Raw genomic sequence first — 17,214 nt, 5'->3', positions numbered from 1 at the left:
GCGCTCCGCGCCCTGTAAGGGCTGCGGGGTTTTTTGTTGTGTTTTAGGGTGTTTTCGAGTAGGCTGAAAGTGAGGTTCGCACTTTTGGGCGTTTTTTCTGTTGTGGGATAAGGGTTGGAAGTGGGTACAGTCACTCTCCGTGCGAGAGTGTGGATTGAAATTCGTTAATTCCAGCGTCGTCTACTACTCCCCACTCGTCACTCTCCGTGCGAGAGTGTGGATTGAAATACACTTAACAAAGCGTCAATCATCGACTGGCTGGAGTCGCTCTCCGTGCGAGAGTGTGGATTGAAATATACCTGTTATCCCTCCATAGCGGGCAACTCAATGCCGTCGCTCTCCGTGCGAGAGTGTGGATTGAAATCATGTAGGAAATGACCTGCTGATACTCCGCGTCCGTAATGTCGCTCTCCGTGCGAGAGTGTGGATTGAAATCGTAAGAACGGTGTACCTGTTACACCTGAACAAGTCGCTCTCCGTGCGAGAGTGTGGATTGAAATGTCCCCATCAAGGTATAAGTAGGGGATATTCCCCTACAGTCGCTCTCCGTGCGAGAGTGTGGATTGAAATCATGTAATTATTTAAAGAACTCGTTAATTCATCGGTCGCTCTCCGTGCGAGAGTGTGGATTGAAATGCCAAATCCGGCGCGAACAGGATCGTGGTTCCAGTCGCTCTCCGTGCGAGAGTGTGGATTGAAATCAGTACCCATCGTACTGGTAAGTAGCAGCATACACGTCGCTCTCCGTGCGAGAGTGTGGATTGAAATTTTTTGGAAGACGGGATGGTTAAAGAACGCATATGTCACTCTCCGTGCGAGAGTGTGGATTGAAATATGCTCAACCATATGAGCCATATTAAGCAAGTTTGTGTCACTCTCCGTGCGAGAGTGTGGATTGAAATACCACTCTAGCCTGAATATCAATTCCTAATTCTTCGTCACTCTCCGTGCGAGAGTGTGGATTGAAATAAGCGAGAGCGAAGTTTATAGCGGAAAAAACGCAGTGTCACTCTCCGTGCGAAAGTAACCTGCAAACTCCACACCATTCTCCAAACCCAAACAAAAAAAGGCAACCTCTCAACAACAGAGGTTGCCTTTTTACTACATTCAAGTACCCATCCTTCCACTACCCACCACTCAAATCCGCATCTCATCCTTACGCCAATCCCTAATCGCCGCATGAATATCTTTCCCCGACAAACCTTCATTTGCCGCACGCTCGCACAATGCCGGAAATTCCGCATCACTCGCATTACGCAGCGCAATAATCTGCTCTTTGTTCACACGCGAATCCAGTTCTTTTCCTGTCAGCCGATAATATCGGAACTGCTCCTCGATCCGCACAATGCGATCCTGCGTTTTGGTTGCGTAAACTCGAATACGCGGAATGGCAAAACACAGACATAGTAACAGTATGAGCAACAGCCAGGCGAGCAGCGTATTTTCCCCACTGCGTAGCGCATGAATCCAGTACGTTATCGTGAGCACCAGTGTGATTAACAACAGAGGCAACGCTACAAAATGATACGGCCAGTCAAAACGGATCGATTTCTTATTCGGTGCTGCCATGATCATATATCCTTTCTTCATTCCGATTTAGGTTCATCTATTATTACACCAGCGCGCGCCAAACCTATCATTAGAATAAGGAAGGATGGTGACGCTAAAAGTAGGGTAGCGAACTGCATCCCTGTGTGTGTACCGCTAAAAGTAGCGCAGCGAACTGCATCCCCCGTGTGTGTACCGCTAAAAGTAGTGTGGCAAACTACATCCCAGCCGTAGCCATCTGTCCACTGTTGTTGCTGTTAATTTTTACTTTTTGTTGAAATTCTGTGAGAGTAACGTAATACTATGAATAAATAGCAGGCATACTGGACATATTTTGTCATCGCGTACTGAAGGGGGATGCGGATGCGATACGTAAGCATAGACAATGTGGAGACAGGACAATATTTAGGGAAAGCCATTTATTCGGGAAACGGAACGATTTTGCTGTCGGCAGGTGTGCAGCTGACGGTATTTATGATCAATACACTCAATCGAATCGGTGTCACGATGCTCTATGTGCAGGATGAGCAGTATGATGATATCGAACTGGTTGAAATTCTTAGCGAGACGACCAAGCAGCAGATTATTAGTGAAATGAGCGATACACTGGATGCGTTGCGTTCAGGAAAGGAATGGAGTCCATCACGTATTTCCAAAAGTGTCGATCAATTGTTGGAAGATGTGATCGGTTCGCGTGAGGTACAGGTGCAACTGACGGAAATCAAAACCGCGGATAATGCAGCTTATATGCATGCGATGAATGTATGCTTGCTCAGTTCGATCATCGGGATGAATATTGGACTCAATCGGGATCAGCTGTGGGAGCTAGGTGTCGGTGCACTGCTACATGATATCGGCAAGCTGGGCGGCTCGGATATGCTGGATCAGATTCCAGGCTCCAAAATGCATCACACATGGCGCGGCTTTGAATTGCTCAAATCCCGGCGCGAATTCAATCTAATGATCGCGCATATCGCGCTCCAGCATCACGAACGATTGGATGGAAGCGGACAACCGCGCGGCTTGCCTGGCGAGGAAATTCATCGGTATGCACGCATTGTAGCGATTGCCAATATGTACGATAATCTGATCACCACGAAAGAGCATGGCGGTAAAGGATTGCTGCCTCATGAAGCATGCGAGGAAATGATGGCATTGTCCGAGACGACGCTAGATCGGGAACTGCTGGTGGAGTTTAATCGGATCGTTTCGATCTATCCAAACGGGACTGGTGTTCGTCTGTCGACACGCGAGTCTGGCGTAGTTGTACGCCAGCATCGTGGTTTGCCAGGGCGTCCGGTCGTGCGAATTGTCAACGGAAGCGGTGACGCGATCGAGATTAAGGAGATTGATCTGGCCAGCGCCACGACTGTATTTATTGAAGCGGTTATGAACTGAAATTCAGGTTTGGATAAACAGGAAAATGTTTGCCTGTGCCTATATGGAAATGGTATGATAATTCCTGTTCACGCCAAAGATGACGTATAATGTGAATACGCTTTTTTCGTGAGCGAACGACAATGAATATACAGGGGTGGCTTTATGATGTGGTGGAATTGGGTCATACCGATTGTAACTCTGATCGTCGGTCTGGTCGGGGGATTCTTTATCGGTGCCTACTATTTGCGCAAACAGTTGGAGAAAATGCAAAATGATCCGCAAATGCTGCAAAAGATGGCCAAACAGATGGGATATAATCTGAACTCTAAGCAAATGCAACAGGCGCAGCAAATGATGAAAAACGGTGGCGGTAAGCCTGGACAACAGGGCGGCGCCAAGCCACAAATGCCTCCAATGGGACGCGGTGGCGGTAAACGCAGAAGATAATCACATGACAGGCGTCAGTACATGAAGGCCTTGAGTGTAGAAGGAGGTCAGCATGGCTGGCATTAAGGATTATACAAATGTGAAGGTCGGCGAACATCGCGACCAGATTGAATACCATGTCAAAGAAATCCTAAAGCTGATCGGTGAAAATACCGAGCGCGAAGGATTGCTGGAGACACCTGCACGGGTAACACGCATGTACGAGGAGATTTTCGCCGGATACAGCGTGGACCCGCGTGAGGCGCTGGGCGTAACCTTTGACGAGAATCATCAGGAGATGGTCATCGTTAAGGATATCGTTTACTACAGTCAGTGTGAGCATCATATGGCTCCATTTTTCGGTAAGGTGCATATCGGATATGTGCCGAGCGGAAAGATTGCGGGTCTGAGCAAATTTGCACGTCTGGTTGAAGCGATCACACGTCGTTTGCAGGTGCAAGAACGAATCACTACCGAGATCGCTGATATTTTGGATGAAGTGCTCAAACCAACCGGTGTGATGGTTGTTGTCGAGGGCGAGCACTTGTGTATGTGCGCTCGTGGTGTGAAAAAGCCAGGTAGCAAAACGATCACCTCCGCTGTCCGTGGCGGCTTCCGTCATGATGCTCCACTTCGTGCAGAATTTATGTCATTGATTCGGAATCATTAGTTCCAAGCACAGATACACTGAATGCCGGTGCAAACAGATATCCGTATAAGGGGACGTCAATAAGCGATACTGGAATAAGGTATCGCTTCATGATTTGGTTATAAATTCCAGAAACAGGCGATTGCCGCTATGGCAGTCGCCTGTTTTTATATCATTAGGATGAAGCTACGATAAAACGCTATTCAAATGATATCCATGTACATATACGGATGCTTTTTCGGATGAATGCATTATATTGGCAGAGCCAACATAAAATGAAGTCTCTTTTATTTAATGAAGTAATGTAAACGGTCTAAAATGGAGAAATATAACAAAATAATTCAGTAGTTAATATAAATTATGTTGTAAATATCACAGTTGAAGTAGTAATATATTCCTGTAGGGTTGTACGAAAAAGGTACTATATGTATGACGAACCAGTCCGACACTTCCATAGCTATGAACGTACACATATTTTTACCACTATCCTCTATATCTGAATGGCATCATATCTTATTAGTTTACGTATTCGAAGGCTTCTCCTATCGAATATGATCGTAGCCCTCTGCTTACGATAAAATTCCCTCCAGCGTAATACCGTTATTCTGTTAACAATTAGGATGTAAGCAAGACCAACTCCGTATAAAACAATATGTTTTTGTTTTTATAACCATTTTTTGTATTAAAATCAAATAAAATGAAATCAAAAGGGGCAATAAGATGAAAAAGTGGCTGAAAGTATTTGTGTTGCGAGCGTTATGTGTGCTGCTTGTTATGAATACTTTTCCGGTTGCCGCGCATACTTCGTATGCAGCGGCGGATATTGACGCTGTTATATTAGGCTCGCATGATTTTGATGTCGGCTATAACGATTTTCCGAATGATTATTTGTATATGGGTGGATCGTCGAGTCGAGCGAAAGTATCTCATTCCTATGCCAAATATAATATTTCCAGTGGATTTCCGGAATCTGGTAAAAAAGCAGTGCTGTCAATGAACATATTTCAGATTCAGGATCAGAATGACGGCAACCCGGCAATTGTACAAGTATGGCAATATACAGGGTCTGCACCATTTGATGTTGGTGGAGGGGACCCCACGAAAGGCTCATGGCCAGCATCTATGGCCGCCTTGCGAAGCAACGCTGACTATACCCTGCTAGATACGAAAAGTGCGGGTGAGGTTGCGACAGCCAAGTCTAGCGGCAACCCTTTATTATTCGATGTGGATGCAGCTGTAAAGTCCAAAGCAGGGTCAGCGATCCAATTTTTGATTACAGGGGCGGATACGTCTGCTGATTCAACACGTCAAAATATCGTTGTCGTGAGCACTGCTCCTGTGCTGACTCAGGTTGCTGGTGCTCCACCTGCTAGTGCGGCGCAATCGACAGTAACCGCATCGCCAACAACGGTAACGGCTGATGGCTTAGCCAGTTCTACCATTACCGTAACCGTTAAAGATGCCAGCAGCAATCTGCTTAGCGGCAAGACGGTTACGCTGTCCAAAGGATCAAGCAACTCCCTCATTTCGCCTGCTTCTCAAGCAACGAATGGGAGCGGTGTAGCTACATTTACCGTAACCAATACGAAGGCTGAACAAGCGACGTATACAGCATCGGTAGCTGCCGATAGTGTGACGATTGATCAAACAGCCAGTGTTACGTTCCAGCCAGGTTCGGTTAGTGCAGGACAATCGACAGTGACTGCCTCACCAGCTACGCTTGCAGCGAACAATACGAGCAGTGCGACGATTACAGTCACGCTGAAAGATGCCTCTGGCAATTTGCTTACCGGCCAGGATGTAACGTTGTCGCAAGCGAGCGGAAGCTCTACGATTACGCCAACGACATCGACGACTAACGCCAGTGGTGTTGCTACGTTTACGGTGAAAAGTACAAAGGCAGAAACGGTAACGTATACAGCATCTGCGAATGGTGTCTCTCTCTCGAATACGCCGACCGTTACGTTTCAGGCAGGAGCAGTGAATGCAGCGGCTTCTACTGTAACAGTATCCAAAACGAATGTGATTGCTAACAATACAGACAATGCGACCGTTACGGTTACATTAAGGGATATTAACAACAATCCCATTAACAACCAGCCTGTTACATTATCGCAAGGAAGCGGCAGTTCGTCGATTTCGCCAGCAAGTACGGCGACGACGAATGCTAGTGGAGTTGCTACATTTACGGTGAAAAGCACCAAAGCGGAAACGGTAACGTATACCGCTACCGCGAATAGCATAACGGTGACAGCGACAGCAGCGGTCACCTTCCAGCCGGGAGCAGTGACGGCTGCGCAATCGACTGTAGCGGTATCTAAAAATAGCGTTTTTGCAGATGGAAGCGACAGCAGTACCGTTACCGTAACTTTAAACGACGTGAACGGTAACGCGGTTAGCGGCAAAAGTGTTACTCTGTCGCAGGGCAGTGGAAGTTCTACCATCAATCCATCGACTGCGGTAACAACGAATGCGAGCGGACAGGCTGTGTTCATTGTAACGAGCCTGAAGGCGGAAGCGGTCACCTACACGGCAACCGATGCAACCGATAGCCTTACCGTTACGCAGACTGGAGCGGTGACCTTTACACCGGGCGCTGTGGATGCGACATTGTCGACCATGACTGCGTCCAAAGCGAATGTGATTGCGAACAATATTGATAATGCCACGATTACCGTGACGTTAAAAGATGCTAGCAGCAATGCCATTAGCAACCGTACCGTCACTTTGACACAGGGAAGCGGCAGCTCCACGATTTCTCCAACACAGACAACAACCGATTCGAACGGTATCGCTACGTTTACTGTAAAAAATACGAAGGCAGAGGGAGTCACCTATACAGCAACAGCAGGTGGAGTGACCGTCACAGCGACAGCTGCTGTTACGTACCAGCCAGGTTCGGTCAGTAAGTCGGTTTCCACTGTGACCGTCTCCAAAACGAATGTAGCGGCTAACGGTGTCGATAGCAGTACCGTAACGGTAACGCTGATGGATGCCAATAGTAATCCAATCGCTGGTAAAAGTATCACGTTAGCGCAAGGAAGCGGCAGCTCGTCGATTACACCAGCAAGTGCAGTAACGACGAATGCGAGTGGACAGGCGATCTTTACGGTAAATAGTACAAAAGCCGAAGACGTCACTTATACCGCAACCGATGCAACCGATAGCATTACGCTGGATCAGACCAGAACGGTTACATTTGATCCAGGCGCGGTTGATGCGAATCTATCTACGATTAGCGCATCTAAAGCGAATGTGATCGCGAACAATACAGATACTGCCACGATTACCGTAACGCTAAAAGATATGAATGGCAATCCAGTTAACAATAAGACCGTTACCCTGTCTCAGGGCAGCGGCAGCTCTACCATTACCGCAATTCAGGGCACGACAGATGCAAGTGGTGTAGCTACATTTGCAGTAAAAAGCACCAAAGCGGAAAGTGTAACTTATAGCGCTGTAGCAAATGGCATCACAATTACACCAACGACAGGGTTGACGTTCCAACCAGGAGCGGCAAGTGCATCGGTATCGACAGTCACAGTCTCCAAAGCGAATGTATCGGCAGATGGCGTTGACAGTAGCACCGTAATCGTAACGCTCACGGATGCATACAGCAATCCGATCGGCGGCAAAACGATCACATTATCGCAAGGAAGTGGCAGCTCGGTTATTTCCCCGTCTACGGGTATCGTAACGAATGCGAGCGGACAGGCGATATTTAGTGTCACCAACAGCAAAGCCGAGACGGTAACGTATACAGCGACCGATACGACGGATAGCATAACAATTTCACCAACGGGTGTGATCGCATTTGAACCGGGAGCGGTCAATGCAGCTCTCTCGACCGTAACGGTATCCAAAACAACGGTAACCGCTAATAATACCGACACCGCAACGATCACAGTAACGTTACGCGATAGTCAAAATAACCCGATTAACGCTAAATCAGTCACATTGTCACAGGGCAGCGGCAGCTCCACTATTACCGCAACGCAAGGAACAACAGATGCCAATGGTATAGCAACCTTTACGGTGAAAAGCACGAAAGCAGAAGGTATCACCTATACCGCTATTGCGGGTAGTGTAACCCTTAGTTTGCATCCAGTGCCTGTGACCTTCACACCAGGTGCTGCGGACGGGAACGTTTCACAAATGTCAGTATCCAAAGCAAGCGTGTCAGCGAATGGTTCTGATTTTTCAACCATTTCGGTGACAGTCAAAGATATTCATGGCAATGTAATCTCGGGTCGTGATGTACAACTACAGCAGGGAAGTGGAAGCTCACTTGTAACTCCTGCTGGAGCGACGACGAATGTAGATGGCGTAGCTAGCTTTACTGTAACTAATACGAAAACGGAAAATGTAGTGTACACTGCGAAGGTGATCAGTGAAAATATTGTGCTGAGTCAGACGGTTAACGTCAACTTCCTGTCCAGCAATGCGAATCTGACCTCTGTCCAACTGTCAGCGGGTACGTTGATTCCAATCTTCACACCGGCAGAGACCAGCTATCTGGCTTCGGTGCAGAACGATGTATATCGGATCACATTCACACCAACGGCAGCGGATAGCAATGCAACGATTCGTATTAATGGCAGTACGATACAGAGCGGTTCAGCTTCCGCTCAAATTGAATTGCAAACCGGTAACAATACCGTAGTTATTGAAGTGCTGGCTGCGGACGGTCAAACACGCAAAACGTATACGATTCAAGTGATGCGTGAACCGAGCAAAGATGCACGTCTGAAAGCATTGACTGCTTCACCTGTCGCCTTGAAGCCTGCTTTTGATCCGGCGATTACGGAGTATACGGTGAATGTAGCGAATAATGTAGATCAGTATCGTGTGCAGGCAGATGTGTACAATCCGGCCTCTACATTAACGGTAACCGGTGCGACTTATGACAGCAGTACAAGCATGTACACAACGAATCTTCAAGTGGGAACCAATACAATCAATCTAAAAGTCACTGCCCAGGATGGACAAACATCAGCGAGCTATACGGTCAAAGTTATTCGTGCTGATGCGCTGGACGAAGTGAAAAATGCACTGAACAAGCTGGCGATTGGCTACAATGGGATGGATTCATGGGAGTTTGTTACGCAGGATCTGATTCTTCCTACCATTCAGGATGGCTTACCGGTCGTCTGGAGTTCGAATCAGTCGCAAACCGTTCAAAGTAACGGCAGTGTGACCCGACCTGGCAGTGAGGAACAATCCGTTATTTTGACCGCCACCATTCAACACAATGGAGCGCAACTTAGCCGTACATTCCTCGTCATTGTGAAACCGAAAGGGTTGAGTATTGTAAGCTCGGAAGTTACACGCAATGTTCCGATTCGTGTGGGCGATAACAATACGGATGTAGAGCAGACGACGATTACTCGTAAGATGCTGTCAGATGGCAACAAGATTGATAAAGTCGTTGCTGGAGCATCCCAACTGTCCTCTGCCCTACAATCGGCAATGAATAATAATCAGAGCAAAGTACGCGTCGTCGTTACTGATGTTCCGAACGATCCGGCAAGCGAAGTCACGATTGATGTGCCTGTTACTGCATACAATGATCTTGCCAGCAAAGTCGATCTGAATCTGGATACTGATTTTGCGCAGGTTATATTGAGTAAAGGTGCATTGTCCCAGCTTCAAACGGCTGGACAAAGCCTGTTCTTCCGTTTCGTCCCGATTCGTGAAGCAGGTGAATTAGCCGAAGTGACCAATCAAGCATTGAATGATTCGATGGTGAAGCAGACGGTAGCAACTGGCACCGTAGCTCAAGTCGGTACACCGATGACAATTGAAACCAACTATAGCGCGTACAATACAACATTGCTGTTCCCGGCATCCAAGCTGAATTTGCCAGCAGGAACATCGAGCCAGCAGGCAGCTTATGCGGCTGGAATGTATGTGTACATTCAACATAGTGACGGTGAGATCGCCTTGCAGCATGGTACGGTGCAAATGGCAGCGAACGGTCAGGTTGAAGGGATCACGATCGATGTTAGTAAGTTTAGTACCTTTACTATTTTGCATGTAGAACCGAAACGCACGTCGTCTGGAGGCGGCGGAGGTGGAGGCGGAACAACACCGACACCAACGCCAACACCGACTCCAACACCGACACCGGCTCCAACACTAACGCCGACACCAACACCAACGCCAACTCAGCCAGGAGCGACAGGTGAGCATACCGCTTATATTAATGGATATCCAGATCGTACGTTCCGTCCTGCACAAACGACAACTCGCGCTGAGCTGGCTGCGATGCTGTGGCGTGTCATGCAGGCGAATGGCAGTCAAGCGATCACATCCACATCGACACGTTATAGCGATGTAACGAGCGGACACTGGGCATCCGAAGCGATTCGTCAATTGCAGGCGCAGCAAATTATGCTGGGTGTGTCGGCAGATCGTTTTGCTCCAAATCGTCCATTGACTCGTGCCGAATTTGCTACACTCGCGGTACGCTGGCAGAAGCTGACTTCGACGGGTACAACGTCCACATCATTCCGTGATGTGAACGGACACTGGGCGGCAGCGAATATCGCAATTCTAGTACAAACTGGCGTGGCGAAAGGTTACTCTGATGGTACATTCCGTCCGAACGAAGGTGTTACGCGTGCTGAGCTGGTTACGATGATGAATCGCCTGCTCAAACGAGGACCATTGACTGGCGTAACGACACCAACATGGAAAGATGTACCTGCTGGACACTGGGCATTTGGCGATGTGGAAGAAGCCTCCCTTTCTCATAGCTATCAAGTATTATCTGATGGATCAGAAAAATGGATTAATAAATAATAATTAACAGGGTAGCCTATAGGCTCCATAAGTTTGTTGAAGTAAAGGGTTAAGCGAAGGGTAGTTTTACCGATAAGTGGGATGCTGTCTGATGAATGGGACAGCATCCCACTCCGCTTAATCGAACAAACTGGACGTATATGTACCGTACATAAACTTGATCACGGGAAATGGGGGTGCCCTATGCTCGTATTCACCGAAGTTACAGAGCAGGACGACATTTTTTTGTTTGAGGTATTTGAGAGCACACGGATGGAAGAATTTATTCCGATGAACATGCCAGAAGAACAGCTTGATATGTTAATGCATATGCAGTTTCGTGCGCAGCAAATGTCATATCGGAGTCAATATCCATCTGCCAGTCACCGGATGATTCAGATTGATGACAGACCAGCGGGATATATTATTACGGATCATCAAGGGGAAGGGATTCGGCTTATCTTTATTGCCTTATTGCCACATTTCCGCAATCAAGGCTATGGCACAGCTATACTGGAGCAGCTGCAACAGAACGCGCCATTCATTACGCTACAGGTTGTAGAGCATAACCGTGCAAGACAGCTATATCGTAAACTGGGCTTTACCGAACAGGCAGAGTCGCCTCCTTATGTCACGATGCAGTGGCAACGACAGTAGATCATACGTAAGTAGAGGAGATGTCTGGAGAGGGGGAGAGGCTGGCTGAATGCGCTGCTGTGAACATCGATAAGGCACGTAGGATAGCCCAATGATCCGGTTAGACTACGTCAATCAACGACATCCATTTCAGGTTGATGAACCTGAACCGAAGGGAGTTTATACGATGAGCGATCAGTATCTTGGTGAGATTCGTATGTTTGCAGGATTAGCGGGGACGAAGGCTCCTAATGGCTGGGCATTTTGTGATGGAACGGTACTACCTATTTCCGGAAATGAAGCTTTGTTTGCTTTAATCGGTGTAGTATATGGTGGAGATGGCAGAACGAATTTTGCATTGCCGGATCTGCGAGGACGTGTACCTATTCATGCAGGCACATTAACACCTGGCGGTAACACGTACCGTTTGGGCAATTCTGGTGGTACGGAGACGGTCACGATCACAGCTAGTGGATTGCCAGCTCATACCCATTCGATCAATGTAATAAGTGGGACGGGGAAAGCGACTACACCGAGTCCTGCCAACGCCATTCCGGCTACAACAACGATGAATATGTATGCTGCGCCTACTGCGACGACAACGATAGCGCCTATGAATACGACCAGTATGTCAAGTGAAGGTGGAAATGTCGCCCATAATAATATGATGCCTTATTTGGCGCTTGGCTTCATTATTGCACTGCAAGGGATTTACCCGATGTCTTCATAATATACAGATTGGAGATGAACAGATATGGCAGAACCTTTTTTAGGTGAAATTCGAATCTTTGCTTTTGGTACTATTCCGAACGGCTGGGCACCTTGTAACGGGCAAAAGTTGTCCATCCGCAGTAATCAGGCTTTATTTTCAATCATATCTACATTATACGGTGGAGACGGTGTGAATGATTTTGCTCTTCCTAATTTGCAAGGACGTGTTCCGGTCAATCCAGGAGCAGGAGTGACACTGGCACAGTCGGCTGGTGAAGCAGCTCATGTGCTGACAACAAATGAAATACCTCTCCATAATCATACATTAAATGCTAACCAAACGACTTCCAATAGTAAAGTGGCCGCTGGTAATTTTGTTGGTGTTGCTGGAACAATCAATTCGTATGCCACTGGCGTAACCCCGAATCAGACGATGTCTCCGTCCGCTGTTAGCAAAAGTGGTGGAGATGGGGCGCACAATAATATGCAGCCCTATTTGACGTTTAACTTCTGTATTGCATTGACAGGCATTTATCCTCCGAAACCATAAGCCATTTCACATTGAGAAAGGAAGGGATTAGCTATGGATCCTTTTGTTGGCGAAATTCGATTATTTTCTGGTAACTTTGCACCGCGAGGCTGGTTGCTGTGTAATGGCCAACAGGTCAATGTTCGTGACTATCAGGTGTTGTATGCGCTGCTTGGCAACACATTTGGCGGAACCGCTATGCAAAATTTTAAAGTACCTGACTTGACGGGCAAAGCACCAATCCATCGAGGTGCAGGTCCAGGTCTGACCGCACGCAGTTTTGCAACTACAGCTGGTACGACTTCGGAAACGATAAACTATAGCCAGATGCCTGCACATGATCATACCGTGCAATCGATAAATACGGTGAATACTGCCGATCCTACTGGTGCGCTGTGGGGCAATATTCCTAAATTGGGTGCAGTATCACCTTACAATACGGCAGCAGACGCTACGATGGGACCTTTAACAGTAAATGCGACGGGAATGGGTCAACCACACAACAATATGCAGCCTTTTTTAGGAATTACGTATATTATTTGTTGGGAAGGCATTTATCCTAATTTCGATAACTAATGCTGGATAGCGAAAGCAATGATTGCCCGCTTTCGATCAGTAAAGGAAGCGTGTACCGTTATCTATCCGCGTAAGCGTGCAGGTTATAGTGTACGGTCAGCGATCGACAGGTTATACCTTGATCTATGTTCATCGAGCGAATGATAGGGTATAGCTCCCACCGATGAAATGAACAGCCTTCGCTGCGTGCAACTTATATACATAACAACATGATAAGCAGCGTGAGCATAGTTGCAAGCGAGCGTACAGAACCGGGTTGAACAGTGATTAAATCTAACGATAACGTTATATGGAAAATAGAAGGACAGCCTACTTGCTTTCACACGGGACTGAGATGCAGGTTATCAAGTAAACAGGTAGGGACGGTATCGACGCAGATACCGTCCTTTTCTATGTTGCTGGAGTGATGCAGCGGCTAGACATTTTCGTGAAATGCGATCAATATGGTTGCTTCTATAAGCTTATTTGTATTAGACTGTTCAGCAAGCAGCATTTTCCAATAGGATGAAAGAGCTGGATACATTATAGCTGATTTCGATGCCCTGTTTATACGCAGGGTAGTAGAAATGCAAGCACGGAGGGGAAGCAGATGGAATTTCGTGAATTGCTTGATCAAAGTTTGGAACGCATGACAGAGGAGCAGAAGACCGATTTTATTAGACAGATTTGCCTTATCATGCACAATCGCAACAATTCTGATCTGATCGTGCGTGCGAAGATCAAGGAGATTATTCAGCGTTTTGGTGTATATGAATAAAGGGCATGATAGACCATTCAAGTAGTCTTTCATCGGTACGGTAGCTTTCTGTATACGATCTGGCTCAGATAACAAGTGACAGCAGGCTTGTCAGCGAGTCGGGCTAGCAAGTCTGATGATACGTACATGAAGCGATTGAATGACAGCTGGACTATATAAACAGGGCATACGAGCAGTCTGGATAACGTACAGACAGCATGTATGCTCTGTTTGCTTATAGCGGAGCAGTCTAGCGATCCGAGCAAGATGCAGATAGCTCGGATATTTTATTGGCGTATAGGGGATGGCGCCTAACACTTAGGGGCAGGATGTGGTTCCTATTGTTCACTATATGGGGTACGAACCATTACGATCATGGCTATTATACATTTCTATAGTTCGTATTGATTACTGTAGCTTGTGTGCATCGCTGTGGTTCGCATTGATCACTGTAGCTCGTGTGCATCGCTGTGGTTCGCATTGATCACTGTAGCTCGTGTGCATCGCTATGGTTCGCATTGATCACTGTAGCTCGTGTGCATCGCTGTGGTTCGCATTGATCACTGTAGATCGTGTGCATCGCTATGGTTCGCATTGATCACAGTAGCCCGTGTGCATCGCTATGGTTCGTATTGATCACTGTAGCCTGTGTGCATCGCTATGGTTCGCATTGATCACTGTAGCTCGTGTGCATCGCTGTGGTTCGTATTGATCACTGTAGCCCGTGTGCATCGCTATGGTTCGCATTCATCAGTACAAACCGTATTTGCCAATGAAGTTCATGCCTACTATAATCTACCGTCTGCTACGGTGGATCACATTATAGGTTTGATCCAGCGCTAGCCGGGAACGTTCGTAATCATGGCTGGCTATGCCCAGATACAGGATGTCGATCACATTCAGCTGGGCGATTCGAGAAGAAGTAGCTCCGCTGCGCATCGTGCTCTCGATAGATGAAGTGTGGAGAGCGATATCCGCCAGTGTGCTAATCGGTGTGTTGCCATAGCGAGTAAGCGAGATCGTACAAGCTCCGGCTTCACGTGCCAGACGCATGCATTCGGCGGTAATCGGTGTCTGTCCTGAGTACGAGATACCAATAACAACATCCTGCGGAGTGAGCATGACAGAGGAGATTAGTTGCAAGTCTGCATCGGAAAAGGCGAAGCAAGGGCGGTTAATTCGCAAAAATTTATGCTGGGCATCCGCTGCGATCAATTGGGAAATGCCAATACCAAACAAAAAGATACGCTTTGCTTTGAGCAGTACGTCGATCGCCTGTTTGACTCGCTCGGGATCGAGGATTTTGATCGTGTCTCGAATCGATTGAATATTGTTGGTCGAAATATTGTCGATCAGTCGATCAATCGAATCGTTCGGCTGAATTTCCTGATAACCTGCCTGTGGCTGGCGCTCTTCCTGTAGATCTCCGGCAACTTTGAGCATAAGTTCCTGATAGCTTTTGAAGCCAGCAGATTTGCACAGTCGAATGACGGCTGCCTGACTGCCACCACTTTGCTCGGCAAGCTGTGCCACTGACATGCCCACAAGTCGTTGTGGCTGCTCCAAAATAAAGCTGGCTACTTTGCGCTCGGATGGAGTAATCGTCTCCATAATTTCCCGTAAACAAACCAATCCACCGTTCATCATTATGGCTCCTTTGTCATGAAGTACATAGTATGGATTAACTATGCGCGCTAATGATCATATGCTAATCATTATGTCTTAATCATCACGCTCTACTTGATGTGCGCTCTACGATAAGCTGCTATAGCGCTATGAAAATCACGCCGCAGCTGCTGAATCGATTGCTGTCTACCATAGTGCACTCGATTGGTCAGCAGCACGATCACCAGCTCCAGCTGCGGATCAACGTATAAACTTGTACCGGTGAAACCTGTATGCCCAAATGCAGCAGCAGACAGCAGGCCACCGGATACATCTGCTTCATCTCCATGTAACACCCAGCCCAATCCGCGGTGGGTATCGGGTAAGGCAGGCGTTTGACGCTGGATCGCAGAGCGTAGCAGCTTTATGCTGTCAGATTGCTCGGATGATCGCAGTTGCTGCGAGGCTCGATTAGCTGGAAGAGGGCCATCACCATCAGCTGAATTCGTAGTAAGCAGTGTAGAATGGGATGCCGTACAGGTTGGCTGACTGTGCAGATGTTCCATTGTAGGCTGAATAGCCGCGTGATCAGCAGCACGCTGTTCAGCAGTGCCGGCTGTCTTAGCTGGAGCGAGCCATTTACAGTGACCGCCATTTACTCCCGCCCGCCAGCTTTGACCATATTGCAGCAGATCGCTTGCTGTAGCGAATAGTCCGGCGTGTCCAACGATACCGCCTAATTGCCGTGCATTTTCATCATGTACAATACCACGCAGCCAGTCGGCACGAACTGTATCGTATTCGGTTGCGGCAATATGTGCTATTCGTGACGCGGGTGGGCAGAATATGCTGTTCTGCATGTGTAGCGGTTCCCAGAGTAGCTGCTGTGCACCTGCGGCAAGGCTCATTCCGCTCACCGTCTCAAATAGCCAGCCTAGTAATATAAAGCCTGGATCGCTATAAGCACGTTGGGAGCCTGGACTGGATTGCAGCTCAAGCTGGCACATATGGCGTATCGCTTCCTTCATCGTCCAGCTGCGGCTATAACAATCGACGATAGAAGGCAAACCTGATGTATGGGCAAGTAGCTGTCGAATGGTAATGGTGGCATGTGCTCCATGCTGAAGCTCGGGTACATAACGGGATGCCGGATCATCGAGATTAACGATACCCCGTTGAACAAGGATGAATATTAGGGGTAAGGTGACCGTGATCTTAGTGAGCGAGGCACAGTCATAAATTGTGTCGATCGTAGCGGGAATACGAAGTGTAGGTGTATCGGCCGCCCAGCCACCAGCATAGTAATATGACTGGTCACCGCAGCTAACCGCGGCGACTGCACCGGGAATGATACCTTCATGAATCGCCTGACGAAGCGGATGCCATATTGGATCCCGCTCCAGATTAGCGATCGCTGATTCGGTGGATATAGGATAATTGATCTGCACATTTGCAACAGGGGAATGCTTCATACTGTAACTACTCCTTTGATGAGTCATCACGATACATAGGCATAGGTTAAACGGCAATGATGGTATGGATGCTTTGCGTTCTAACATCACATCGATTCGCTATTATAGCCCTTATAGACAGCGCAGCAGGTTATGATCATTTTCAAGCAAAAGTAATCCATAT

Annotated in this window: 12 protein-coding genes and 1 CRISPR repeat array; of the genes, 9 read left to right on the top strand and 3 right to left on the bottom strand. The window is 47.6% G+C overall.

The window, feature by feature from the left end; all coding sequences use genetic code 11:
- Positions 1 to 129: 129 nt before the first annotated feature.
- Positions 130 to 969: direct repeats of the CRISPR family, unit length 32 nt; unit sequence GTCGCTCTCCGTGCGAGAGTGTGGATTGAAAT.
- Between the two features lie 168 nt (positions 970 to 1,137).
- Positions 1,138 to 1,569 carry a DUF6526 family protein gene (locus AAHF22_RS06595; protein WP_347324199.1) on the bottom strand — a complete coding sequence of 144 codons (432 nt, stop codon included), beginning with the start codon at positions 1,567 to 1,569 and terminating at the stop codon, positions 1,138 to 1,140.
- A 342-nt stretch (positions 1,570 to 1,911) separates the two neighbouring features.
- Between AAHF22_RS06595 and AAHF22_RS06590 the strand changes: the two genes are divergently transcribed.
- The 9 genes from AAHF22_RS06590 (at position 1,912) to AAHF22_RS06550 (ending at position 13,995) form a co-directional block, all read left to right on the top strand.
- Positions 1,912 to 2,946: an HD-GYP domain-containing protein gene (locus AAHF22_RS06590; protein ID WP_347324198.1), complete on the top strand. Its 1,035-nt coding sequence runs from the start codon at positions 1,912 to 1,914 to the stop codon at positions 2,944 to 2,946.
- Positions 2,947 to 3,093: 147 nt separating this feature from the next.
- The gene (locus AAHF22_RS06585; RefSeq protein WP_322907689.1) at positions 3,094 to 3,375 is read left to right on the top strand and encodes a YneF family protein; all 282 of its coding nucleotides are present in this window, start codon (positions 3,094 to 3,096) and stop codon (positions 3,373 to 3,375) included.
- 52 nt (positions 3,376 to 3,427) lie between these two features.
- Positions 3,428 to 4,024 carry a GTP cyclohydrolase I FolE gene (folE, locus tag AAHF22_RS06580; protein WP_347324197.1) on the top strand — a complete coding sequence of 199 codons (597 nt, stop codon included), beginning with the start codon at positions 3,428 to 3,430 and terminating at the stop codon, positions 4,022 to 4,024.
- Between the two features lie 699 nt (positions 4,025 to 4,723).
- A complete protein-coding gene (locus AAHF22_RS06575) occupies positions 4,724 to 10,807 on the top strand; it encodes an Ig-like domain-containing protein (RefSeq protein ID WP_347324196.1) in 6,084 nt (2,027 codons plus the stop codon).
- 183 nt (positions 10,808 to 10,990) lie between these two features.
- A complete protein-coding gene (locus tag AAHF22_RS06570) occupies positions 10,991 to 11,443 on the top strand; it encodes a GNAT family N-acetyltransferase (RefSeq protein WP_347324195.1) in 453 nt (150 codons plus the stop codon).
- Between the two features lie 166 nt (positions 11,444 to 11,609).
- Positions 11,610 to 12,152, top strand: a complete 543-nt coding sequence (locus tag AAHF22_RS06565) for a phage tail protein (protein ID WP_347324194.1) — start codon at positions 11,610 to 11,612, stop codon at positions 12,150 to 12,152.
- A 24-nt stretch (positions 12,153 to 12,176) separates the two neighbouring features.
- Complete coding sequence (locus AAHF22_RS06560; RefSeq protein WP_347324193.1) at positions 12,177 to 12,683, top strand: phage tail protein; 507 nt, start codon at positions 12,177 to 12,179, stop codon at positions 12,681 to 12,683.
- A gap of 33 nt (positions 12,684 to 12,716) precedes the next feature.
- Complete coding sequence (locus tag AAHF22_RS06555; protein WP_347324192.1) at positions 12,717 to 13,238, top strand: phage tail protein; 522 nt, start codon at positions 12,717 to 12,719, stop codon at positions 13,236 to 13,238.
- Between the two features lie 589 nt (positions 13,239 to 13,827).
- The gene (locus tag AAHF22_RS06550; RefSeq protein WP_347324191.1) at positions 13,828 to 13,995 is read left to right on the top strand and encodes a hypothetical protein; all 168 of its coding nucleotides are present in this window, start codon (positions 13,828 to 13,830) and stop codon (positions 13,993 to 13,995) included.
- Positions 13,996 to 14,769: 774 nt separating this feature from the next.
- Here AAHF22_RS06550 and AAHF22_RS06545 read toward each other — a convergent pair.
- Together AAHF22_RS06545 and AAHF22_RS06540 are read right to left on the bottom strand one after the other, a co-directional pair.
- Positions 14,770 to 15,618, bottom strand: a complete 849-nt coding sequence (locus AAHF22_RS06545; protein WP_347324190.1) for a MurR/RpiR family transcriptional regulator — start codon at positions 15,616 to 15,618, stop codon at positions 14,770 to 14,772.
- A 92-nt stretch (positions 15,619 to 15,710) separates the two neighbouring features.
- Positions 15,711 to 17,051, bottom strand: coding sequence for a serine hydrolase domain-containing protein (locus tag AAHF22_RS06540; protein ID WP_347324189.1), 1,341 nt, complete (start codon positions 17,049 to 17,051; stop codon positions 15,711 to 15,713).
- Positions 17,052 to 17,214 lie beyond the last annotated feature (163 nt).

Source organism: Paenibacillus wenxiniae, from assembly GCF_039822605.1.
Taxonomy (GTDB): domain Bacteria; phylum Bacillota; class Bacilli; order Paenibacillales; family Paenibacillaceae; genus Saccharibacillus; species Saccharibacillus wenxiniae.
This window is presented reverse-complemented; position numbering and strand designations above follow the sequence as displayed.